Origin of the sequence: Enterobacter sp. CC120223-11 (genome assembly GCF_900215375.1) — a bacterium.
GTDB lineage: Bacteria > Pseudomonadota > Gammaproteobacteria > Enterobacterales > Enterobacteriaceae > Scandinavium.
Genome location: NZ_OBEF01000004.1, coordinates 272880 through 294091, shown reverse-complemented (window position 1 = coordinate 294091; position 21212 = coordinate 272880). Strand labels below are relative to the sequence as shown.

The 21212-nt window shown below is 56.3% G+C and carries 21 protein-coding genes; 16 read left to right on the top strand and 5 right to left on the bottom strand.

Annotated elements, in window-relative coordinates; all coding sequences use genetic code 11:
- Window positions 1–200: 200 nt before the first annotated feature.
- The 6 genes from lsrA to lsrG are packed head-to-tail and all read left to right on the top strand — an operon-like array spanning window position 201 to window position 5919.
- On the top strand, window positions 201–1688 hold the full coding sequence (gene lsrA / locus CRO87_RS07175) for an autoinducer 2 ABC transporter ATP-binding protein LsrA (protein ID WP_097162288.1): 1488 nt from the start codon (window positions 201–203) through the stop codon (window positions 1686–1688).
- A complete protein-coding gene (gene lsrC / locus CRO87_RS07170; protein ID WP_097162243.1) occupies window positions 1685–2719 on the top strand; it encodes an autoinducer 2 ABC transporter permease LsrC in 1035 nt (344 codons plus the stop codon). Before lsrA ends, lsrC begins: the two co-directional genes overlap by 4 nt.
- The gene (lsrD, locus tag CRO87_RS07165; RefSeq protein ID WP_097162242.1) at window positions 2720–3712 is read left to right on the top strand and encodes an autoinducer 2 ABC transporter permease LsrD; all 993 of its coding nucleotides are present in this window, start codon (window positions 2720–2722) and stop codon (window positions 3710–3712) included. It begins immediately after the preceding gene.
- A 1-nt stretch (window position 3713) separates the two neighbouring features.
- Complete coding sequence (gene lsrB / locus CRO87_RS07160) at window positions 3714–4727, top strand: autoinducer 2 ABC transporter substrate-binding protein LsrB (RefSeq protein ID WP_097162241.1); 1014 nt, start codon at window positions 3714–3716, stop codon at window positions 4725–4727.
- An 11-nt stretch (window positions 4728–4738) separates the two neighbouring features.
- The gene (gene lsrF / locus CRO87_RS07155) at window positions 4739–5626 is read left to right on the top strand and encodes a 3-hydroxy-5-phosphonooxypentane-2,4-dione thiolase (protein WP_097162240.1); all 888 of its coding nucleotides are present in this window, start codon (window positions 4739–4741) and stop codon (window positions 5624–5626) included.
- Window positions 5623–5919 (top strand): (4S)-4-hydroxy-5-phosphonooxypentane-2,3-dione isomerase, encoded by a 297-nt coding sequence (lsrG, locus tag CRO87_RS07150; protein WP_097162239.1) that lies wholly within the window; start codon window positions 5623–5625, stop codon window positions 5917–5919. The genes lsrF and lsrG overlap by 4 nt, the downstream gene beginning before the upstream one ends.
- Before the next feature lie 195 nt (window positions 5920–6114).
- On the opposite strand, the gene ygjG is transcribed toward lsrG, so the two are convergent.
- A complete protein-coding gene (gene ygjG, locus CRO87_RS07145) occupies window positions 6115–7494 on the bottom strand; it encodes a putrescine aminotransferase (RefSeq protein ID WP_176504270.1) in 1380 nt (459 codons plus the stop codon).
- Between the two features lie 370 nt (window positions 7495–7864).
- Between ygjG and CRO87_RS07140 the strand changes: the two genes are divergently transcribed.
- Both CRO87_RS07140 and CRO87_RS07135 read left to right on the top strand, forming a co-directional pair.
- The gene (locus tag CRO87_RS07140) at window positions 7865–9385 is read left to right on the top strand and encodes a PAS domain-containing methyl-accepting chemotaxis protein (protein ID WP_097162238.1); all 1521 of its coding nucleotides are present in this window, start codon (window positions 7865–7867) and stop codon (window positions 9383–9385) included.
- Between the two features lie 84 nt (window positions 9386–9469).
- A complete protein-coding gene (locus CRO87_RS07135) occupies window positions 9470–10240 on the top strand; it encodes a siderophore-interacting protein (protein ID WP_097162237.1) in 771 nt (256 codons plus the stop codon).
- A gap of 375 nt (window positions 10241–10615) precedes the next feature.
- Here the strand turns inward: CRO87_RS07135 and CRO87_RS07130 are convergent, their stop codons facing one another.
- Window positions 10616–11596 carry a DNA repair protein gene (locus CRO87_RS07130; protein ID WP_097162236.1) on the bottom strand — a complete coding sequence of 327 codons (981 nt, stop codon included), beginning with the start codon at window positions 11594–11596 and terminating at the stop codon, window positions 10616–10618.
- 273 nt (window positions 11597–11869) lie between these two features.
- Here CRO87_RS07130 and CRO87_RS07125 point away from each other — a divergent pair, with 273 nt between their 5' ends.
- The 8 genes from CRO87_RS07125 (at window position 11870) to CRO87_RS07090 (ending at window position 18984) form a co-directional block, all read left to right on the top strand.
- Window positions 11870–12892 carry a methionine ABC transporter ATP-binding protein gene (locus tag CRO87_RS07125; protein ID WP_097162235.1) on the top strand — a complete coding sequence of 341 codons (1023 nt, stop codon included), beginning with the start codon at window positions 11870–11872 and terminating at the stop codon, window positions 12890–12892.
- Between the two features lie 7 nt (window positions 12893–12899).
- Window positions 12900–13568 (top strand): methionine ABC transporter permease, encoded by a 669-nt coding sequence (locus CRO87_RS07120; protein WP_097162287.1) that lies wholly within the window; start codon window positions 12900–12902, stop codon window positions 13566–13568.
- 19 nt (window positions 13569–13587) lie between these two features.
- Complete coding sequence (locus CRO87_RS07115; protein WP_097162234.1) at window positions 13588–14400, top strand: MetQ/NlpA family ABC transporter substrate-binding protein; 813 nt, start codon at window positions 13588–13590, stop codon at window positions 14398–14400.
- A gap of 196 nt (window positions 14401–14596) precedes the next feature.
- Window positions 14597–14959, top strand: a complete 363-nt coding sequence (locus CRO87_RS07110; protein ID WP_097162233.1) for a copper resistance protein — start codon at window positions 14597–14599, stop codon at window positions 14957–14959.
- 48 nt (window positions 14960–15007) lie between these two features.
- Window positions 15008–17020, top strand: coding sequence for a protein-disulfide reductase DsbD (locus CRO87_RS07105; RefSeq protein WP_097162232.1), 2013 nt, complete (start codon window positions 15008–15010; stop codon window positions 17018–17020).
- Window positions 17021–17022: 2 nt separating this feature from the next.
- Window positions 17023–17607, top strand: coding sequence for a DsbA family protein (locus CRO87_RS07100; RefSeq protein WP_097162231.1), 585 nt, complete (start codon window positions 17023–17025; stop codon window positions 17605–17607).
- A complete protein-coding gene (locus CRO87_RS07095; RefSeq protein WP_097162230.1) occupies window positions 17597–18100 on the top strand; it encodes a protein disulfide oxidoreductase in 504 nt (167 codons plus the stop codon). The genes CRO87_RS07100 and CRO87_RS07095 overlap by 11 nt, the downstream gene beginning before the upstream one ends.
- 425 nt (window positions 18101–18525) lie before the next feature.
- Window positions 18526–18984 carry a hypothetical protein gene (locus CRO87_RS07090; RefSeq protein ID WP_097162229.1) on the top strand — a complete coding sequence of 153 codons (459 nt, stop codon included), beginning with the start codon at window positions 18526–18528 and terminating at the stop codon, window positions 18982–18984.
- A 271-nt stretch (window positions 18985–19255) separates the two neighbouring features.
- On the opposite strand, the gene CRO87_RS07085 is transcribed toward CRO87_RS07090, so the two are convergent.
- From CRO87_RS07085 to CRO87_RS07075, 3 genes are read right to left on the bottom strand one after another with little or no spacing between them, the layout of a single operon-like run.
- Window positions 19256–19957, bottom strand: coding sequence for a hypothetical protein (locus CRO87_RS07085; RefSeq protein ID WP_097162228.1), 702 nt, complete (start codon window positions 19955–19957; stop codon window positions 19256–19258).
- A gap of 12 nt (window positions 19958–19969) precedes the next feature.
- Window positions 19970–20722: a hypothetical protein gene (locus tag CRO87_RS07080; RefSeq protein WP_097162227.1), complete on the bottom strand. Its 753-nt coding sequence runs from the start codon at window positions 20720–20722 to the stop codon at window positions 19970–19972.
- On the bottom strand, window positions 20719–21063 hold the full coding sequence (locus tag CRO87_RS07075) for a tyrosine-type recombinase/integrase (protein WP_097162226.1): 345 nt from the start codon (window positions 21061–21063) through the stop codon (window positions 20719–20721). Before CRO87_RS07075 ends, CRO87_RS07080 begins: the two co-directional genes overlap by 4 nt.
- Window positions 21064–21212: the final 149 nt, after the last annotated feature.

Sequence of the window (21212 nt, the reverse complement as noted above, 5' to 3'; positions counted from 1 at the left end):
AAATCTAGATCATATGTTCGCAGTTGCGCGGACAGAAAGTGTGAAGCCACTGGCAAAACCGATCTTTCATTGCTCACAGCCTTTGCAGGGCGATCCAAACGCCAAAACTGTGATCCCTGCACGGTTGTAAATATAGTTCAGGGTCTACGCTTTTGAACATTATTAATTTAAAAAATCATTTGTTCAACCGAGGCGCGATGATGAAGCCACTGATTGAAGCCCGCAGCATTCACAAGCAGTTCTCCGGCGTCGCCGTGCTAAAGGGCATTGATTTCACGCTCTTTTCCGGCCAGGTGCATGCGCTGATGGGCGGCAACGGGGCAGGAAAATCGACGCTGATGAAGATTGTTGCCGGAGTGGAAACGCCGGACGAGGGTGAACTTCGGATAAACGGCAAACCTTTTGCGCGCCTGAAACCCGGGCAGGCACACCAGCTGGGCATCTACCTGGTGCCGCAGGAGCCGATGCTGTTCCCGAACTTAACCGTGCGGGAAAACATCCTGTTCCGTCTGCCGCGCGAGGCGAATCTCGAGCAGCGGCTGGCGGAGAAATTACAGCAGCTGAACTGCCAGCTGAATTTGCAGGCGACGGCCAGCACCCTGGAAGTGGCGGATCAGCAGATGGTGGAGATCCTGCGCGGGCTGATGCGCAACGCGCAAATCCTGATCCTCGACGAACCGACCGCGTCATTAACGCCTGGCGAAACGGAGAGGCTGTTTCGGCAGGTTCAGGCCTTGCAGGCGCTGGGCGTCGGGATCGTCTTTATCTCCCACAAGCTGCCGGAGATCCGTCAACTTGCGAGCCACGTTTCGGTGATGCGCGACGGGGCGGTGGTGCTAAGCGGCGCAACCGCGGATCACAGTGATGCACAGCTGATCGCCGCCATGACGCCCGCCAGCCGCGACAAAGATCTGAGCGACACGCAAAAGCTGTGGCTGGCGCTGCCGGGCAACCGCCGCACCCAGCCGCAGGATTTCCCCGTATTGCGGGTGGAAGATCTGACGGGCGAAGGCTTTATCGATCTGAATCTGGAGATCCGTGCGGGCGAGATCGTCGGCCTTGCGGGGCTGGTGGGATCCGGGCGAACGGAGCTGGCGGAAACGCTCTATGGCCTGCGCCCGGTTCGGGCCGGGCGAGTCTGGCTGGAAAACCGTGACATCAGCGGCGACAGCACCCGCGCGCGGCTGGCGAGCGGCCTCGTCTATCTGCCGGAGGACAGGCAGGTGTCCGGGCTGTTTCTTGATGCGCCCGTTCGCTGGAACACGGTGATGTTCAATCAGCCTTCGCTGTGGCAGGAGAACAAGCGCGAGGCGGCGGTGGTGGAGCGCTATCACCGCGCGCTCGGCATCAAGCTCAGCAATGCCGACCAGCCGGTGCGCACGCTCTCCGGCGGCAACCAGCAGAAGGTGCTGCTGGCGCGCTGTCTGGAAGCCAATCCCTTGTTGCTTATCGTGGATGAACCGACGCGCGGCGTGGATGTTTCGGCCCGCGCCGATATCTATCAACTGCTGAAAAGCGTGGCGGCGCAGAACGTGGCGGTGCTGATGATCTCCAGCGATCTGGATGAGTTTCCAGGGCTGGCGGATCGGGTGCTGGTGATGCACCAGGGCCGCATGAGCGGCGAGCTGACTAAGCAGGCGGTGAGCGTCGATCGGATGATGACCTTAGCCTTCGGAGGACAGGCATGAAAACCTTGCTGAAAAACCGCGAGCTGAGCGCGTTCCTCGCCATCGTGGCGCTGTTTGCGGGGCTGGTGGCGCTCAACCCTTCCTACTTCAGCCTGCAAACTCTGGCGATGATTTATTCCAGCTCGCAGATCCTCTGCCTGCTGGCGTTGGGCGCGGCGCTGGTGATGCTGACCCGCAACATTGACGTTTCCGTCGGTTCCACCGTGGGCCTGAGCGCGATTGCGGTTGGCGTGGCGCTGAACAGCGGTTATGGGTTGCCCGTTGCGATCGCCTTCGCGCTGGCTATTGGTGCGCTGGCGGGGGCATTCAACGGCCTGCTGGTGGTTGCTTTTCGTATTCCGGCAATTGTCGCCACCCTCGGTACGCTGGGTCTGTATCGCGGCATCATGCTGCTGTGGACCGGCGGCAAGTGGATTGAAGGCCTGCCGGACAGCCTGAAATCACTGTCGGAGCCTGCACTCATTGGCATCTCGCCGCTCGGCTGGCTGGTGCTGGTTTTGCTGCTGGCAGGCGCGTGGGGGTTGGCGCGAACCACATTCGGTCGTGATTTTTACGCTGTTGGCGACAACCTTGCCGCGGCGAGGCAGCTGGGCGTGGGCGTGAACCGCACGCGGATGCTGGCCTTCACCTTCAACGGCATGCTTGCGGCCTGCGGTGGGATCATTTTTGCCGCGCAGATTGGCTTTGTGCCGAACCAGACCGGCAGCGGGCTGGAGATGAAGGCCATCGCTGCCTGCGTGCTCGGCGGCGTGTCGCTGCTCGGCGGCACCGGCACGCTGATAGGCGCCTTCCTCGGCGCGTTCTTCCTGACTCAAATCGATACCGTGCTGGTGCTGTTTAAGCTTCCGGCCTGGTGGAATGACTTTATCGCCGGGCTGGTGCTGCTGGGCGTGCTGGTGCTCGACGGACGCCTGCGCCAGGCGCTGACCCGTCATCAGCGGGCGCAGAAGTACAGCCGGTTCCAGCCGGGCAACAAAGGGGGCAAAAACGTCGCCCCGTTTCCCAAACGCAAAAGCAAAGAGGTGGCGTAAATGAAGCTCAACTGGGAAAGCGCGCTGCTGATCCTGCTGGTGCTGGAGATTGCCCTCTTCGGGGCGCTGAACCCGCGCATGCTGGACGTGAACATGCTGCTGTTCAGCACCAGTGATTTCATTTGTATTGGCATCGTGGCGCTGCCGCTCACATTGGTGATCATCAGTGGGGGAATCGACATTTCGCTTGGCTCAACCATTGGCCTGTGCGCGATTGCGCTGGGCGTGATGATGCAGGCGGGCTGGCCGATGAGCCTGGCGGTACCGCTGACATTGCTGCTCGGCGTGCTCTGCGGGCTGGTGAATGCGGCCCTGATTCACTACACCGGCATCAGCCCTTTGGTCATCACGCTTGGCACGCTCTACCTTTACGGCGGTGCGGCGCTGCTGCTTTCCGGTATGGCGGGTGCGACGGGCTATGAAGGCATTGGTGGCTTTCCGGACAGCTTCACCGCCTTCGCCAACCTGACGCTGTTCGGCCTGCCCGTTCCGCTGGTGCTGTTTATCGTCATCACTTTTTTCTTCTGGCTGCTGGCCCATCGCGGGCGCTTCGGTCGCCATCTCTTTTTACTCGGGCAAAACCCGCGCGCGGCGCGCTATGCAGCGCTTTCCGTCAATGGCATGCCGTATGTGCTTTACGGCCTGGTGGGGCTGGCCTCGGCCATTGCCGCGCTGGTGCTGGTTTCCTATTTCGGCTCTGCCCGCTCGGATTTGGGACGTGATTTGCTGATGCCTGCGCTGACGGCGGCGGTGCTCGGCGGGGCCAATATTTACGGCGGCTCCGGCTCGGTTATCGGGACGGCGCTGGCGGCGCTGCTGGTGGGGTATTTACAGCAAGGTTTACAGATGGTCGGTATTCCCAACCAGGTGTCGAGTGCGCTTGCGGGCGCGCTGCTGGTTGTCGTGGTGATGGGGCGTTCGCTGAGTCTGCATCGTGAAGGGGTGCGCACGGTGTGGCGTCGGCTTTTTTCGAAGACAATTTCCGGAGCATAAGATGAAAGCAAAACTGTGTGTGCAGCTGAGCGCCCTGGCGCTGGCAATGAGTGTGGCGACGGCGCAGGCGGCAGATCGCATTGCGTTTATCCCGAAGCTGGTCGGCGTCGGCTTCTTCACCAGCGGCGGCAACGGGGCGAAAGAGGCGGGCAAACAGCTCGGCGCGGACGTCACCTACGACGGCCCGACGGAGCCAAGCGTCTCCGGCCAGGTGCAGCTCATCAACAACTTCGTCAACCAGGGCTATAACGCGATCATCGTTTCGGCGGTGTCGCCGGACGGTCTCTGCCCGGCACTCAAGCGCGCGATGCAGCGCGGCGTGAAAGTGCTGACGTGGGATTCCGACACCAAACCGGAGTGCCGCAGCATCTATATCAACCAGGGCACGCCGGAGCAGCTCGGCGGCCTGCTGGTGGATATGGCCGGGAAGCAGGTGACCAAACCCGACGCCAAAGTGGCGTTCTTCTATTCCAGCCCAACCGTCACCGACCAGAACCAGTGGGTGAAAGAGGCGAAGGCCAAAATCGCCAAGGATCATCCACAGTGGCAGGTGGTCACCACCCAGTTTGGCTATAACGACGCCACCAAATCGTTGCAGACCGCCGAAGGCATCCTGAAAGCCTACCCGGATCTCGACGCGATCATCGCCCCGGACGCTAATGCTCTGCCCGCCGCTGCGCAGGCGGCTGAAAACCTTAAGCGTCAGGGCGTGGCGATTGTCGGCTTCAGCACGCCAAACGTTATGCGCCCGTATGTTGAACGCGGCACGGTGAAAGCCTTCGGCCTGTGGGACGTGGTGGAGCAGGGGAAAATTGCGGTGAACGTCGCCGATCATCTGCTGAAAAAAGGCGATCTTAACGTCGGCGACAGCGTGGCGGTAAAAGATATTGGCGACCTTAAGGTCGAGCCGAACAGCGTGCAGGGCTATCAGTATGAGGCGAAGGGCAACGGCATCGTGCTGCTGCCGGAGCGCGTGGTGTTCACCAAAGAGAACATCGGCAAATACGATTTCTGAGGGAGGGAACAATGGCTGATTTAGACGACATCAAAGACGGCAAAGATTTTGGGCTCGACCGCCCGCAGAAAAACGCGCTGTACGAACTGAAAGGCTGCGGCTCACTGGAGTGGGGCATGCAGTCGCGCCTGGCGCGCATTTTTAACCCACAAAGTAATCGCACGGTGATGCTGGCTTTCGACCACGGTTATTTCCAGGGGCCAACAACGGGGCTGGAGCGTATCGACCTGTCGATAGCGCCGCTGTTTGGCGAAACCGACGTGCTGATGTGCACGCGCGGCATTTTGCGCAGCACCGTGCCTGCGGCAACCAACAAACCTGTGGTGCTGCGTGCGTCTGGCGGCAACTCGATTCTGAGCGAGCTATCCAACGAGTGCGTGGCGGTGACGATGGAAGATGCCTTGCGTCTAAACGTGGCGGCGGTAGCGGCGCAGGTCTATATCGGCAGCGAGTACGAGCACCAGTCGATCAGCAATATCATCAAGCTTGTGGACGCCGGAAACCGCTACGGCATGCCGGTGCTGGCAGTGACAGGCGTGGGCAAAGAGATGACTCGTGACGCCCGCTATTTCTCTCTCGCCAGCCGTATCGCGGCGGAGATGGGCGCGACCTTCGTCAAAACCTACTTCGTTGAAGAAGGCTTCGAAAAAGTCACCGCCAGCTGCCCGGTGCCGATTGTGATTGCGGGCGGCAAAAAGCTGCCTGAGGATGAAGCGCTCGACATGTGCTGGCGCGCCATCGATCAGGGCGCATCCGGCGTGGATATGGGACGCAACATCTTCCAGTCCAGCGCGCCGCTGGCGATGCTCAAAGCGGTGAAAAAAGTGGTGCATGAGAACTTGAGCGCCCGCGAGGCGTACCAGTTCTGGCAGGAAGAAAAACAGGGAGAAGCCAAATGAACGTGACGCTGGTGGAGATCAACATCAAACCGGAGCGCGTCGGTGAGTTTCTCGACGTGTTTCGCGCCAACCACGAAGGGGCGCTGGAAGAACCCGGTAACCTGCGCTTTGACGTATTGCAGGACCCGGAAGTGGATACGCGATTCTATATCTACGAAGCCTACAAGGACGACGCTGCGGTGCTGGCGCACAAAAAGACTCCGCACTATCTCGCCTGCGTGGAAAAACTCGATGAGATGATGTCGGAGCCGCGCAAGAAACGGAGCTTTGTGGGGTTGTTGCCTGAAATCTGAAAACCGCCCCTCACCCTAACCCTCTCCCCGAAGGGGCGAGGGGACTGTTCGGAGCGGGATTTTAACGTTGAGCAGCAGACTACTTTTCTCCCTCGCCCCTTTGGGGAGAGGGTCGGGGTGAGGGGAGCATAGTGGCTCCGGAAAGAAAAAAGCCCGGTGGGTGCCAAACCTCACCGGGCTTTTTGCCGACTATCCTCAGGCCTGCTCCACGGAAACCCGCAGCGCGGCCAGCGCTTTACCCGTCGCCTTCAGCACCTGCTCACACTGCTCAACGGTCAGCGTCAGCGGCGGCTCAATGCGAATGGTTTTGGCGTTGTTCAACGTGCCCGCCACCAGAATGCGCTGGCGGAACATTTCGCTCGCAAAGGTGTAGCCGATTTCGTTATCAACGAACTCGATGGCGATCAGCATCCCTTTCCCGCGGGCTTCCTGCACCAGATCCGGGTATTCACGCGCCAGAACGCGGAAGCCGTCCAGCAGTAAATCCCCTTTTTGCTCCGCCTGGGCGGGCAGGTTCTGCTCCAGCAGCACGTTGATGGTTGCCAGCGCCGCCGCACAGGCCAGCGGGTTACCGCCAAAGGTGGTGGTGTGCAGGAACGGGTTGTCGAACAGCACCGAGAACACTTCTTCGGTTGCCACCGTGGCACCAATCGGCATCACGCCGCCGCCGAGCGCTTTGGCGAGGCAGAGAATGTCCGGCTGCACGTTCTCATGCTCGCAGGCGAACATCTTGCCGGTGCGACCCATCCCGGTTTGGACTTCGTCGAGGATCAGCAGCGCCCCAAACTCATCGCAGAGCTTACGCACGGCTGGCAGATAGCCCTGCGGAGGCAGGATCACGCCGCCTTCGCCCTGGATTGGCTCCAGAATGATGGCTGCAACGTCATCCCCGGTCTTTTTGCATTCGCTCAGCACGGTGCGCATGGCATTGATGTCACCAAACGGCACATGGCGGAAGCCCGGCAGCAGCGGCATAAACGGCTTACGGAAATTCGCTTTCGCCGTCGCCGACAGTGCACCCAGTGATTTACCGTGGAACGCACCGCTGGTGGCGATAAAGGTGAATTTACCGCGTGGCGACTGATACGCTTTGGCAAGCTTGATGGCTGCCTCCACGGACTCGGTGCCGCTGTTGCTGAAGAAGCTGTACTTCAGTTTGCCCGGCGTCAGGGCGGCGAGTGTTTTTGCCAGCATCGCGCGAAGCGGATCGAGCAGTTCCTGGCTGTGAAGCGGTTGTTTAGCGAGCTGATTCTGTACGGCGGAAACCACTTTTGGATTACGGTGCCCTACGTTGAAAATGCCAAAGCCACCCAGACAATCAATAAACTCCTGTCCCTGGGTGTCGACAAGCGTATTCAGACTGCCCGCTTGCCACTCTACGGCTCCGTAATCCCCGCCTGCTGTGACAGATTTTCGATACTCAAGAAACCCCGGATTCACATGCTCTTTAAAGTATTCACGGACCTCCTGGTTGAGTGATTTCATCTCCTCATGATTAAGCGTGCGCTTCTCAATGAGATTCAGTGCGTGCGCCGTACAGGCCAAAGCCGAGGCGCTGGAAGGTAACCTGTTCAAAATATGCTCCTGGAGATTGCGTATCACATGATACTGATTTAAGTATTGCAGGGATTACGCCACCCGGAAGCGGGGCGAGAAAATCGAGATAAACGGCTGTGGAGGGCGCTATGTTACAAAATTTAATCATTCCCATAACATTCCGGCGGTTTTTACTCCTGAGCTTTCAGCATAACAACGGTCATTATATTGAACGGTTGCACTGCGCTGGTGCAAAGGTTGCACCACGGCGGTGATGACCCACGAAATTCAGGGTTTAAACGCAAATTGCGATCTGCATCAAACTTAACAATTAAAGATAAAGTCGTTATCGCCGAAATAACAATTAAGAGAAAAATTAATAACTACTTAATAAGCAAAGGACGCGTTAATGTCACCTCCACTAACCATCACGCAGCGTGATTATGCGCTCGATGATGACACCACGTTGATGTCCACCACCGATCTGCAAAGCCACATCACCCACGCCAACGACACCTTCGTACAGGTCAGCGGCTATCGCCTGGAGGAGCTGACCGGGCAGCCGCACAACCTGGTCCGTCACCCTGATATGCCGAAAGCCGCCTTCGCCGATATGTGGACGACCCTGCAACAGGGCGAGCCGTGGACCGGCATCGTTAAGAACCGCCGCAAGAACGGTGACCATTACTGGGTGCGGGCCAACGCGGTGCCGATGGTGCGCGACGGAAAAATCAGCGGCTATATGTCGATTCGCACCAAAGCACAACCGGAAGAAATTGCTGCCGCAGAGTCATTATATAAGGCGCTCAACGATGGGCGCTGCACGAAGCGTGTGCGCAAAGGGCTGGTGGTGAGCAAACGCTGGTGGGGGAAATTACCGGGTATGCCGCTGCGCTGGCGAGTACGCGGCGCTATGGGACTTACCTGGCTGGCACTAACAGCGGCGCTGCTCGGTACCGGTTCACACTGGCTGGTGTGGCTGGTCAGCACGTTGATGCTGCTGGCAGGAAACATGTTCATCGAATGGCAGATTGTGCGCCCGGTGGAGAACGTGGCACGTCAGGCGCTGAGCGTGGCAACCGGCGAGCGCAATAGCGTCAGCCACCTTAATCGCAGCGACGAGCTGGGGCTGATTTTGCGCTCTGTCGGCCAACTGGGGCTGATGTGCCGCTGGCTGATTCATGACGTTTCAGGCCAGGTGGCGAGCGTGCGGCAGGGCAGCGAAACCCTGGCACAGGGCAACAGCTCACTGAACGAACGCACCCGACAGACCGTGGAAAACGTGCAGCAGACGGTGGCGACCATGAGCCAGATGGCAGCGTCGGTGCAGAGCAATGCCGAAACGGCCACGGCGGCGGACAAGCTGTCGAATACGGCGAGCGAAGCGGCTACCCATGGCGGCCAGGCAATGCACAGGGTCGTGCAAACCATGGACGAGATTGCCGACAGCACCCAGCGCATCGGCTCAATCACCAAACTTATCAACGATATTGCCTTCCAGACCAATATTCTGGCGTTGAATGCGGCGGTGGAAGCGGCGCGTGCCGGAGAGCAGGGCAAAGGTTTTGCGGTGGTGGCAGGCGAAGTGCGCCATCTGGCTAGCCGCAGCGCGAGTGCGGCCAACGACATTCGCAAATTGATCGACGCCAGCGCCAGCAAGGTGCAGTCCGGCTCTGATCAGGTTCACGCCGCCGGGAAAACAATGGATGACATCGTGAGCCAGGTGCGCAACGTTACCGGACTGATTGCGCAGATTAGCCTGTCGACGTCTGAACAGGCGACGGGGCTCGCGGATCTCACCCGCGCGGTGGCGGAGCTGGATGCGATCACCCAGAAAAACGCCGGGCTGGTGGAAGAGAGCGCCCACGTCTCAGCGATGGTGAAACACCGCGCCGGGCGCTTGCAGGACGCGGTGGCGGTGCTGCACTGATCGCACAAGCTGCCCTTTTGTGTTTTGTTGCAAATTATTATCATTTAGACTTAATGAAAATAACAGACAATAAAGAGGCTTCCGATGGCGACCCTGACCGACAAAAAATACCCGAAGCGCGTGCGCAACGAACTGCGCTTTCGTGAGCTGACCGTGCTGCGCGTCGAGCGCATCAGCCAGGCTTTCCAGCGGATCGTGCTGGGCGGCGAAGCGCTGGACGGCTTTACCTCAGCCGGGTTTGACGATCACACCAAGCTGTTTTTCCCGGAGCCGGGCAGCCACTTCACTCCGCCAACTGTGACTGATGAAGGCATCGTCTGGGCGGACGGCGTGCGCCCGCAGACACGTGATTACACGCCGCTGTTTAACGCGGAAAAAAATGAGCTGGCCTACGATTTCTTCATCCATGACGGTGGGATTGCCAGCCAGTGGGCGGTGGCGGCAAAAGTGGGCGACAAACTGACTATAGGTGGCCCGCGCGGTTCGCTGGTGGTGCCGGAAGATTATGCGTGGCAGCTGTACGTGGCTGATGAGTCCGGGATGCCTGCGCTACTGCGTCGGTTTGCGGCACTGCGTCAGCTTCCAGCGCGCCCGCAGGTGAAAGCCATCGTCACCGTGGCGGATGCCGCTTATCAGGATTATCTCGCCGACTGCGGCTTTGAGATTGACTGGGTAGTTGGACATAGCGCAGAAGCGGTAGCGGAGAAACTGGCGGCGCTGAAGGTGCCTGAGGAAGATTATTTCCTGTGGCTCACTGGCGAAGGCGCGGTAGTGAAATCGCTACTGGACGAGTTTGTTACCGATGAGATAGACCCGCAGCTGGTGCGTTCGCAGGCTTACTGGCATAAGAAGTGACCCAGCCAGCCCCTCTCCCTAACCCTCTCCCAAGGGGAGAGGGAACTGCACGGTGAGGATTTTGACTTTCTCCCTCTGCGATTGGGAGAGGGAACTGCACGGTGAGGGTTTTGACTTTCTCCCTCTGCGATTGGGAGAAGGAACTGCACGGTGAGGGTTTTGACTTTCTCCCTCTGCTATTGGGAGAGGGAACTGCAAGGTGAGGGTTTTGACTTTCTCCCTCTGCGATTGGTAGAGGGATCTGAAAGGTGAGGGTTTTGACTTACTCCCTCTCCTATTGGGAGAGGGCCGGGGAGAGGGCGCGCTCGGACCAACACATCTAATCGAATATCCATTATTGCGCCGGGCGGCGCTGCGCTTGCACTGGCCTACAACTCATGCCACCTCATCAAACCCCGCGTCGACAATTTGCTTTTCCAGGGTGCGGATGGTGTTGCCCATCGCTTTCTCCTGCTGCTGAAAATAGCCTTCCGGATCGCGAAGCGTGGTGACTAACTGCCACGCGCCTTCCTTTTCCAGCCCCGACAGTTCCAGATGCAGCGCCTGAATCTGCCGACGAATTTCATTGATGCGCTGGCGAAGCGGAGCCAGCTCGTTGAGGCGAACGCTTGCCATTTGTGGCTGCTGGCCCTGCATAAGTCTGGCGAGGATCGTCCGCACCGTGGCGAGATCGCCGTGCTGGCGGGCCTGATTGAGCCTCACCATCAGCGTGTTCGCCTCCGCTTTCAGCGCGTCGGCCACCAGGTCCGGATGGCACAGCTTGCTGGCCTGTCGCCACAGGCGCTTGAGCTCCTGACGCTCGGACTCCGCCAGTCGCTGCTGGGCGGCCTGGTGCTGCTGTGCTTCCTGGTGGCGTTGGCGATACGATTCATAGTCCTGGCTTGCGGCATCGGCCTGACGGGCGGATTCTTCGTTGACGGGCTCGCTGCGGCTGCCTTCACGCAGCTGACGACGCAGCATTTTCTCCGCCAGCACTTTGCGCAGGCGCAGGATCTCCGTCATCAGCGGGCCGAGGCGAGTCATGTAGAGATCGTTGAAATCATCCAGTCGCTGAATACGGGCGTTGCGCCGATCGACCAGATCCTGCAGCTCCGACTCCAGGGTTTTCAGCTCCAGCTTGCTGGCGGCAATTTGTGGATCCTGCCAGGCCGTCAGCGCCCGCTGGCTTTGCAGCCACGCGCTGATAGCGGTGATGGCGTCGGCATAGCGGCGGGCTTCCAGCGCCTGCACGATAGCACTGAGCGCCTCGTCCAGCGGCTCTTTCTTCAGCCGGACAAGCTGGCCCTGGACGATTTCATCGTCCTCCAGCTCAATCGCATTCTTGATGATTTCCAGCCGTTTAATGGGTTTGTTCATGACGCGTAAGCTCTGCTTCCTGGCCTGCGGAGTGGCAGGCAGATTACCACTGCGTCCGGATAGCTGTCAGCGGATAAACACCATTATATGTCCTCTTATTTCAGTTGGTTAACACTTCAACTTAATCTAAAACCTTAACCACAACTGACAGCTATAAATTGCAAAAGGGCAGTTAGCACATTGCGGCATAAGCATATGCGGATTTTGTTGTTGAGTTATTCATCGCTCTAATGCTACCTTCCAGACGTCTATAGCTCTAAACATCTAAAAATAATGATTGTACTTAACCAGATCCGCAAAATTTTTGACCACGGCAAAGCGCCCATCACCGCCGTTGACGACGTCAGCCTGACCGTCGATAAAGGGCAGATTTACGGCATCATCGGTTACAGTGGCGCGGGAAAAAGCACCCTGATTCGCCTGCTGAACGGCCTGGAAAAGCCCACTTCCGGCAGCGTGCTGATCAACGGCCAGGACATTGCTGCCGCCAGAGGTGAAACGCTGCGCCGGGCGCGCCTGAAAATCAGCATGGTGTTTCAGCACTTCAACCTGCTGTGGTCGCGCACCGTCAGCGAAAACATTGCGTTTTCCATGCAGATTGCCGGGGCGCCAAAAGCGCAAATCAAAGCCCGCGTGGCGGAACTTATTGACCTGGTGGGGCTGAACGGGCGCGAAAACGCCTATCCGGCGCAGCTTTCCGGTGGGCAAAAGCAGCGCGTCGGCATTGCCCGGGCGCTGGCGAACAGCCCGGACGTACTGCTGTGCGATGAAGCTACTTCGGCGCTCGACCCGCAGACCACCGATCAGATTCTGGATTTACTGCTCGATATCAACCGCCGCTTCGGCCTGACTATCGTGCTGATCACTCATGAAATGCACGTGGTGCGCAAAATCTGTGACCGCGTGGCGGTGATGGAAAACGGCAAAGTGGTGGAAGAGGGCGAAGTTATTCGCGTCTTCACGCATCCGCAGCAGCCGATTACCCAACAGTTTGTGCGCCAGGTGAGCCAGTACGCCGAGGACGACGCCTTCAACCCTGCGCTCGCGCAGGAATTGCAGGGCAGCGTGATCAAGCTGACCTTTACCGGTCACAGCACGCACCAGCCGATTGTTGGCGAGCTGACGCTGCGCTATGGCCTGCCTTTTAACATTCTCCACGGCAAGATGACCCAGACAGCGCACGGCGTGTTCGGCCAGCTCTGGCTGCACGTGGTGGCGACGGAAGAACAGCTGAACAACATCCTCGCGGATTTGCAGCACAGCGATATCGACGGCGAGGTGATTAAACGTGGCTGATTTGACCCTGACTGAACAATGGTTCCCGCATCTCGATCTCGACTCGCTGTGGGCGGCCACTCAGGAAACGCTCTACATGACGGCGCTCTCCGGCGCGGCGACCTTTGTCCTCGGCATTGTGCTCGGACTGGCGCTCTTTCTGACTGCCAAAGGCGGCCTGTTCCACAACCGCGCGGTTTACGGCGTTATTTCCGTGCTGGTGAACGTGTTCCGCTCCATTCCGTTCATCATCCTGATCGTCCTGCTGATCCCGTTCACCAAGACGATCGTCGGCACCATTCTTGGCGCGAACGCCGCGCTACCCGCGCTGATTGTAGGCGCGGCCCCGTTTTACGCACGGCTGGTGGAAATCGCCCTGCGTGAGGTCGACAAAGGTGTGATTGAGGCGACCCGCTCCATGGGCGCGCGTCTGTCGACCCTGATTTTCCGCGTGCTGCTGCCGGAGTCTTCCCCGGCGCTGGTGTCGGGGATTACCGTCACCCTGATTGCGCTGGTGAGCTACAGCGCAATGGCGGGCGTGATTGGCGCAGGTGGCTTAGGCAATCTTGCGTATCTGGAAGGATTCCAGCGTAACCATAACGACGTCACCCTGGTGGCGACGGTGACCATCCTCGTCATCGTCTTCATCATTCAGTTCTGCGGCGACGTTCTGACTTCTCTTTTGGATAAACGATAATTCTTTGGGACCACACATCATGAAAAAAACACTGACGCTGATTGCCGCCGCCACTCTGAGCGCCCTGAGCCTTTCCGCCTGGGCCGACACCCTGACCGTGGGCGCTTCCAACGTGCCGCATGCAGAAATTCTGGAGCAGGCAAAACCGATTCTGAAGAAAGAAGGGATCGATCTGGAAATCAAACGCTTCCAGGACTACATCCTGCCGAACACCGCGCTGGCGGGCCGTGAAATCGACGCCAACTACTTCCAGCACATTCCGTATCTGAACAGCGTGCTGAAGGACCATGCGGGCGACAAAGAGTATGACTTTGTCAGCGCCGGGGCGATCCACATCGAACCGATCGGCATCTACTCAAAGAAATACAAATCGCTGAAGGATCTGCCGGAAGGCGGCAAAATCATCATGCGTGATGCGGTGTCAGAAGAAGGGCGCATCCTTTCCATCTTTGAGAAAGAGGGCGTTATTAAGCTGAAGCCAGGCATTGATAAAGTGACGGCGCGGATCAGCGACATCGTGGAGAACCCGAAAAAGCTGAAGTTCCTGCCGAACGTGGAAGCCTCCTTGCTGCCGCAGATGTATAACAACGACGAAGGCGACGCGGTGGTGATCAACGCCAACTACGCCATCGACGCGGGCCTCGACCCGGTTCACGATCCTATTGCCGTTGAGAGCGGTGAAAATAACCCGTATGCCAACATCATCACCGTGCATCGCGGCGACGAGAAGAAAAAAGACATCGTCGAACTGGTGAAAGTGCTGCACTCCAAAGAGATTCAGGACTGGATCCGCACCAAATATAAAGGCGCTGTGATTCCGGTGAATAACTGAGTTTTTTGCCTGAAGGCGCTTCGCTTATCAGGCCTACAAAACCGACAAAGTTTGTTGGATTCGTAGGCCCGGCAAGTGGAGCGTCGCCGGGCGGTGACCAGATGCTGTCAACCGGGCCATTGTCATCCAGACACTTCTTTACAGCACGCCACAGCAACTGCCGCTAAGATAAGCCTCGAAAATCCCTGAGGCATTTATGATTAAACGACCGCGCAACGCATTTCTTCTTGTCGCTCTGGCTTGTCTGGTGGTGCTGGTTTGCACCGCGCAGCGCATGGCTGGCGTGCACGCGCTGGTCATGAATGCCTCTCCCGTCGCGCAGCAGACTGCCCAACAGCAAAGCAATGATGCCGACTCGCCCGTTACGCCGTGCGAGTTAAGCGCCAAATCCCTGCTGGCGACGCCGCCGGTGATGTTTGAAGGTGCGCTGTTTGCTATCACGCTGCTGATGGCGGTGCTTGCCGCCGTGCCGCAGCGCCCGGAGCGCCAGTGGCCGCCGCGGGTCATTTCTCCTCCCCGATTACGGGTGCATCTGCGATTGTGCGTCTTCCGTGAGTGACTGATCGCCTGACAACTCAGGTTTATCAATCATTTACGGAGAAAAATTATGCAAACCCTTTTCAGGCAGCTTGTGCTCTGCCTGCTCTGGCTATGGCTGCCCGTCAGCCATGCCGCCGACTCGGGCTGGCTGCGCGCCGCCGATAACAATCATGCCAGCGTCCGGCTGCGGGCGGAACCTCAGCCCGACGGCGATCCCCGTCTGCTGCTGGACGTCGCCCTCGAAAAAGGCTGGAAAACCTACTGGCGCTCGCCGGGGGAAGGCGGCATCGCGCCCGCCATCAAGTGGCAAACACCGCTGGAGATGGACTGGCGCTGGCCGGTGCCTCAGCGTTTTGAGGTGGCGGGCATTTCCACTCAGGGCTACCACGGCAACGTCACGTTCCCGATAACCCTGCATGGCAAACTGCCAGAGAAGCTCAGCGGCGTGCTGACGCTCTCGACGTGCAGCAACGTCTGCATCCTGACTGATTATCCCTTCTCGCTGGATTTGAAAGCGCCAGCGGATAAGAGCTTCAGCTACGACTTTACCCGCGCGATGGGCACGTTGCCGCTGAAGGACGGCCTGACTTCGCAGCTTGAGGCGGGTTACGGCGCGGGCAAACTGACGGTAACCGCCATCCGTGAAGCGGGATGGCAGAAGCCTGAACTGTTTATCGATACCTTCCCGGACACCGATTTTGGCAAGCCCAGCTACAAAATCGACGGTGAAAAGCTGACGGCGACGCTGCCTGTAAGCGACGGCTGGGGTGAAGCCGCGCCGGACCTGAGAGGTAAAACGCTCTCCATTGTGTTAGCCGACAGTGGGCAGGCACAGGAAAGCCACTTGAGCGTGGGCGAAGCCAGCGTGGCAGACGCTTCGCTCTCACTGGGATGGGTATTGCTGATGGCGCTGGCGGGAGGGCTTATCCTCAACGTGATGCCATGCGTGCTGCCGGTGCTGGCGATGAAGCTTGGCAGCATCGTGCAGGCACAGGGAGCCGACCGCCGCAGCGTGCGCCAGCAGTTTATGGCCTCCAGTGCGGGGATAGTCACTTCTTTCCTCGCGCTGGCGCTGATGATGACGGCGCTGCGCCTCAGCAACCAGGCGCTCGGCTGGGGCATTCAGTTCCAGAACCCGTGGTTTATCGCCGGGATGGCGCTGGTGATGGTGCTGTTCAGCGCCAGCCTGCTGGGCCTGTTTGAGATCCGACTCTCCTCCGGGGCGACGACTTTCCTCGCCACACGAGGCGGCAACAACCTGCGCGGGCATTTCTTACAGGGCGCGTTTGCCACGCTGCTGGCGACGCCATGTACCGCGCCGTTTCTCGGTACGGCGGTGTCCGTCGCGCTGCTTGCGCCGCTGCCGTTACTGTGGGGCCTGTTCTTCGCTATGGGTATTGGCATGAGCCTGCCGTGGCTGCTGATTGCCGCCTGGCCGGGGCTGGCGCTGCATCTGCCGCGTCCGGGGCGCTGGATGAACGTCGTGCGGCTGATTCTGGGGCTGATGATGCTCGGTTCTGCGCTGTGGCTTGGCAGTTTGCTCGCGGTTCATATCGGCCAGAGCATGACGCTGACGCTGCTGGCCATCGTCGCCGTTGCGCTACTGCTCGGCACGCTTTGGCGTTGGGGCTGGCGCATTGCCTCTTCTTCTGCTCTTGTCGCCCTGGTCGCCATTGCCGTGGCTTTCCCTTTCTTGCGCGGCGAGAGCAAAAGCCTGGTGGAAGATCGTATCGCCTGGCAGCCGCTCAGCGAGCAGGCCATCACCAAAGCGCTGGCGGAGAACAAGCGTGTGTTTGTCGACGTGACCGCCGACTGGTGTGTGACCTGTAAAGCCAACAAATTCAACGTGCTGCTGCGTGAGGATGTGCAGAAGGCGCTGACGGCGGATGACGTGGTTGCCCTCAGAGGCGACTGGAGCCGCCCGTCTGAAACCATCAGCGAGTTTCTTCGCGCCCGCAAGAGCGTGGCTATCCCGTTCAATCAAATTTATGGTCCGGGGCTGGAACAGGGTCGCATTCTGCCGCCGCTGTTAAGCCGCGATGACGTGCTGCAAACCCTCACCGACGCCAAAGGACAATAACGATGCGTATTCTGACTTTTATTCTGCTGTTTTGTGTATCAACCCTGAGCTTTGCCGCAGAGCCGGATCTGGAAAATCTGCTGTGGAACGACCCGAATACACCGTCAATAGGTGCTGAAAAACCACGCCTGACGCTGGTGAGCTTCACCGATTACAACTGCCCGTACTGCAAGCAGTTCGACCCGGAGCTGGAGAAAATTGTCCATAAATACCCGGACGTGAAGCTGGTCGTGAAGCTGCTGCCGTTTCGCAGTGAAAGCTCCGCCAACTCGGCGCGCATTGCTCTGACGGCCTGGCGACAGCAGCCGCAGCAGTTCTGGGCGCTGCATCAGCGGCTGATGTCGAAGAAGGGCTATCACGATGATGCCTCCATTCAGGCGGCGCAGGAGAAAACCGGCACGGCAGCTATCAAAGCCGACGCACAAAGCGCCGAAACGCTGCAAATGAACCTGATTCTTTCCCAGGTGCTGGGCGTGCAGGGCACCCCGGCGACGCTGGTGGGCAAAACCATGGTGCCGGGTGCGATCCCGTACGCAGATCTGGAGGCGCTGGTGAAAGAAGAGCTGGCGAAAGCCGATGCGAGCTAAGCTCAAACGCTGGCTGCGCGAGGGCGTAGTGCTGCTGCTCATCGCGGCCGCGGCGATGTTCGTCATGGATCAGTTCCGCAAACCCGCCCTGCCTGCGGCATTCAGCGATACGCCGCTTCAGACGCTGGACGGCAAAACGATCGACTTTACAGAACTGAGTCAGGATCGTCCGCTGCTGGTCTATGTCTGGGCGACATGGTGCGGCGTGTGCCGCTACACCACGCCATCGGTGGCGGCGATGGCGGAGCAGGGCGATAACGTGGTGACCGTCGCCCTGCGTTCCGGCGATGACGCGACCCTCTCCCACTGGCTGGATAAGAAAAAATACGCCATGCCGGTGGTGAACGACGAACAGGGACAGCTCTCCAGGCTGTGGCAGATTCAGGTGACGCCGACGCTGGTGGTGATTTCGAAAGGCGAGGTGAAATCCGTGACGACGGGGTTTACCAGCGGCTGGGGGATGAAGCTACGGCTTTGGTGGGCAGGGATATAACCGCTGATGGCGTCAGGGAGGACGCCAGAGTTTATTCATCATCAATTTGCTCAGCTTGCTATATTGATAAGTTATTTTGCTGAAACGCTGCAATTAAATGGGGAAACGCTGAAAGCGCCTCGCAAAACCGGAATAAATACAGGGAGAAGGCTTTGAAGCTCTTTCTCTATGGGATGCGTTGCGAGAGGATGTGGCTGCTGCGGCAAAATCCGTAGCCGGGCGTAGGAACCTGACAATCTCAGCGATGACACAGATTTTTTTGTGTCAGGCCAGTGCACATCTCTGTAATATCAATGGTGGCGCTGGCGGGGCAGCCGAAAGGCTGGCCGGTTCGTTGAGTCCGGTATTCCTACCCCCGTCAGCGCCATCACCTGGAGCGTAGGAACTTCGGTGGTGGTTTAAAAAACTCAACGGAGATTCACCTTATGGATACCACTCCCACCCTCTTTAGTTCTGACCCTGAACACCTAACGACTCAACAGGTGCTGTTAGCTCCTTTCCCGGATTCCCTCGATCTTTTTGACGTCGCCGATCTCTGCTGCACCTTTGCCAGCGTGCTGGTTGAAACCGACGATCGTATCGGGAGACTAGCGCTGTGCGGACGGCTTGCTCACGCTTTGGAAAAGCTTGCTGAACGCTGCGACAGCGACCTTCCCGAGCATCTGGTTGCGGCGCTGACGGCGGATGTTCTGCCTCCATCAGCGGTGCCGGACTGCTGGTACGAGCCATCCTGTCTAATGGGCTACACTCGCGCGCTAACTGCCACGCTCATCGCTAACGTGCTGGATGCTAAAACGGAAACGGAATTAGCAGGCTTACTGCATGACCTTGTTTATCTGCTGACGGAGCAGCTGAAAACACCTTGTTGGGTTCGGGAGAGTTAAGGGAAGAAGTTTTGCGTTTCTGGTGAAGATATTCCTGGTATTACGGCGTTTAGTTCTTACCGCCAATCAACTCTCAGAACGCAAATAAGCCACTCTTTCGAGTGGCTTAATGATATGAATCTAAAGCTAAATTTGGTGGCCCCTGCTGGACTTGGACCAGCGACCAAGCGATTATGAGAATCATTATGGGTATCGGGAAAACAATAGGTTATATAAAAATAAAATAGTTATTATGAAAATACAAGGCAGTAACCCTTAGTTTAAGTGACACTCATGATTTAAGGAGTGACGAAAATGATGCAGGAAGATCTTCAAAACTGTTCCAGAACCTTAAGTCTTTTGCCGCGCGATGTTCATGGGCCTTAGCATATTGCATTAACCAAAATCTTTCTTCTGGAGATAACTTTGCAATTAAAATCATGCTGCTAATAGCTCCATCGTTTGTATCATCAATATGAGTGACTCTGTAAAATAAATCATTAAATATAATGGATTCATTTATAAATAATTCTTTGTTAGCATCCATTAATTCCATTGCTTCATTTTTGATGATAGCAGAATCTGGATTGTAGTTGTGCCTCAGTTTGTGTTCTAAGCGAGATTTTAATGAACTATAGAAAGTATTGTGTCCAGTTTCATATTTTTTATCTAACATACTTCTCAAAAGGTCTGTTAACCATTTTATGTTCCCAAGTTCTTTATCCCTATTTAAGTGTGCTTGCATTGCTTTGTTATGGCTATCCATTGAATGTAATGTTTTGACTAAGATAAATACGCTTATAATTGCTGCAAGTGGAGCATATATGCCACCTACATATGAGCCAAATGCCCCCCAGTCTTGATTGTTTATGGATAATCCATTGTTGAATTTTGATAGGTAAAGAGCTATGGGAGTTAACAAAATAATAATTGCAGTCATTGCTTTTAGAATGGAAATGAAAATTCTTTTTAATCTTCTTCTGTATAATCTCATTTTTTCTATTCCTTATATTTTATTGACTGAGGTTTCGCCTTTGAATTCAGTGTTTTTTTCACGCGTAAGCTTTAAGTAATTATACTTGGAAATACAAATAGACCCATCATGAGTAGAAATGGAAAAGGCTTTATCAGAAATAGAAGCTATATATCTATAGCTGTTGTTATCATCACTTGTACATAAAGAGTCTGATTTTACGATAAATGTATCTTTCCCGCTTAATATTTTATCAGCATTGTATTCAGCAAGAAGCATAATTATGACAGGAATGGTTGCTAATATTAATAATACAACGCTTCTATATTCGCCAAGTTCAGAGAAAAAGTTTGTTTTTAATAGGGTGAATTTATAAATAGCAAACGAAACCAGAGTGATTATTATTGTTATTCTTACACTATTTGGTGTGAAAATAAGAACTAAGACTGTACCTGTAATGACCATTGCGTCATAGAGGTAATCTAATATTTTCTTCAAATTGTAGGGGCGAGATGTTGCATAAAAAGCGTGAATTTGGTTGAACGCTAATTTTAGCATGTAGTCATTTATTTTGTTCCAGTAATGTATAAAAATGAAATATAAAATAAGAGCTGCAATTGGGAGGGTTATCAAAAAAATTATCGACGGTAATAAATCTTGGATTGATGTGTATTGTAGTATGTTAATATCAAACTTATCCCAAAAAGCCCATGAGTATATGAGGCCATTAACGATTGAATAAGCTGAAAAAGCTGCCCAGGAATAAAAATTAATTTTTATATTCATTTTTTTTCTGCTAGTGGATTAAGTCGTAAAGTATCTTCTAAGTGATCTGGTGAAAAATACGAGTAAAGCATCGTCGTTTTAATATCTTTATGAACAAGAATTCTATGTAACACAAGTATGTTACCACTATTTAGCATGAAGTGGCTGGCGAAGGTGTGGCGCAAAACGCGCGGGAATCGTCCTGTCGATAATTCGGCATCTGTTTTGTCCTGCACAAACCGAAATGCGCCATAACAATCACTAAACAAGCGATCTTTTTTATCATCAGGCAGAGACTCATAGAGCTCTTTGCTGACTGGAAAGATGTGGTTTTTCCTGTCTTGAGTAACGATGAAAGACATTCTGCTGCTTTGAACTGTTATTCTCACAATATCCGCTATCCCTGAGCGACACTCGCGAGCCTCTACCTTACCTCAATTCAAACATCTGGATGAGCAGAACGTTTGCAATGTGAGAGCTGTGATTCAGTTTTGGTTACCCGATGGTTTCA

Bases quoted from the DNA above. Each gene is read 5' to 3' on its own strand.
- CRO87_RS07105 (WP_097162232.1), top strand. From the start codon at position 15,008: ATGCAAACCCTTTTCAGGCAGCTTGTGCTCTGCCTGCTCTGGCTATGG.
- CRO87_RS07115 (WP_097162234.1), top strand. From the start codon at position 13,588: ATGAAAAAAACACTGACGCTGATTGCCGCCGCCACTCTGAGCGCCCTG.
- CRO87_RS07080 (WP_097162227.1), bottom strand. From the start codon at position 20,722: ATGAATATAAAAATTAATTTTTATTCCTGGGCAGCTTTTTCAGCTTAT.
- CRO87_RS07085 (WP_097162228.1), bottom strand. From the start codon at position 19,957: ATGAGATTATACAGAAGAAGATTAAAAAGAATTTTCATTTCCATTCTA.
- CRO87_RS07140 (WP_097162238.1), top strand. From the start codon at position 7,865: ATGTCACCTCCACTAACCATCACGCAGCGTGATTATGCGCTCGATGAT.
- CRO87_RS07110 (WP_097162233.1), top strand. From the start codon at position 14,597: ATGATTAAACGACCGCGCAACGCATTTCTTCTTGTCGCTCTGGCTTGT.
- lsrF (WP_097162240.1), top strand. From the start codon at position 4,739: ATGGCTGATTTAGACGACATCAAAGACGGCAAAGATTTTGGGCTCGAC.
- CRO87_RS07100 (WP_097162231.1), top strand. From the start codon at position 17,023: ATGCGTATTCTGACTTTTATTCTGCTGTTTTGTGTATCAACCCTGAGC.
- lsrG (WP_097162239.1), top strand. From the start codon at position 5,623: ATGAACGTGACGCTGGTGGAGATCAACATCAAACCGGAGCGCGTCGGT.
- CRO87_RS07095 (WP_097162230.1), top strand. From the start codon at position 17,597: ATGCGAGCTAAGCTCAAACGCTGGCTGCGCGAGGGCGTAGTGCTGCTG.
- lsrB (WP_097162241.1), top strand. From the start codon at position 3,714: ATGAAAGCAAAACTGTGTGTGCAGCTGAGCGCCCTGGCGCTGGCAATG.
- CRO87_RS07075 (WP_097162226.1), bottom strand. From the start codon at position 21,063: ATGTCTTTCATCGTTACTCAAGACAGGAAAAACCACATCTTTCCAGTC.
- CRO87_RS07135 (WP_097162237.1), top strand. From the start codon at position 9,470: ATGGCGACCCTGACCGACAAAAAATACCCGAAGCGCGTGCGCAACGAA.
- lsrC (WP_097162243.1), top strand. From the start codon at position 1,685: ATGAAAACCTTGCTGAAAAACCGCGAGCTGAGCGCGTTCCTCGCCATC.
- CRO87_RS07130 (WP_097162236.1), bottom strand. From the start codon at position 11,596: ATGAACAAACCCATTAAACGGCTGGAAATCATCAAGAATGCGATTGAG.
- lsrA (WP_097162288.1), top strand. From the start codon at position 201: ATGAAGCCACTGATTGAAGCCCGCAGCATTCACAAGCAGTTCTCCGGC.
- CRO87_RS07090 (WP_097162229.1), top strand. From the start codon at position 18,526: ATGGATACCACTCCCACCCTCTTTAGTTCTGACCCTGAACACCTAACG.
- CRO87_RS07125 (WP_097162235.1), top strand. From the start codon at position 11,870: ATGATTGTACTTAACCAGATCCGCAAAATTTTTGACCACGGCAAAGCG.
- lsrD (WP_097162242.1), top strand. From the start codon at position 2,720: ATGAAGCTCAACTGGGAAAGCGCGCTGCTGATCCTGCTGGTGCTGGAG.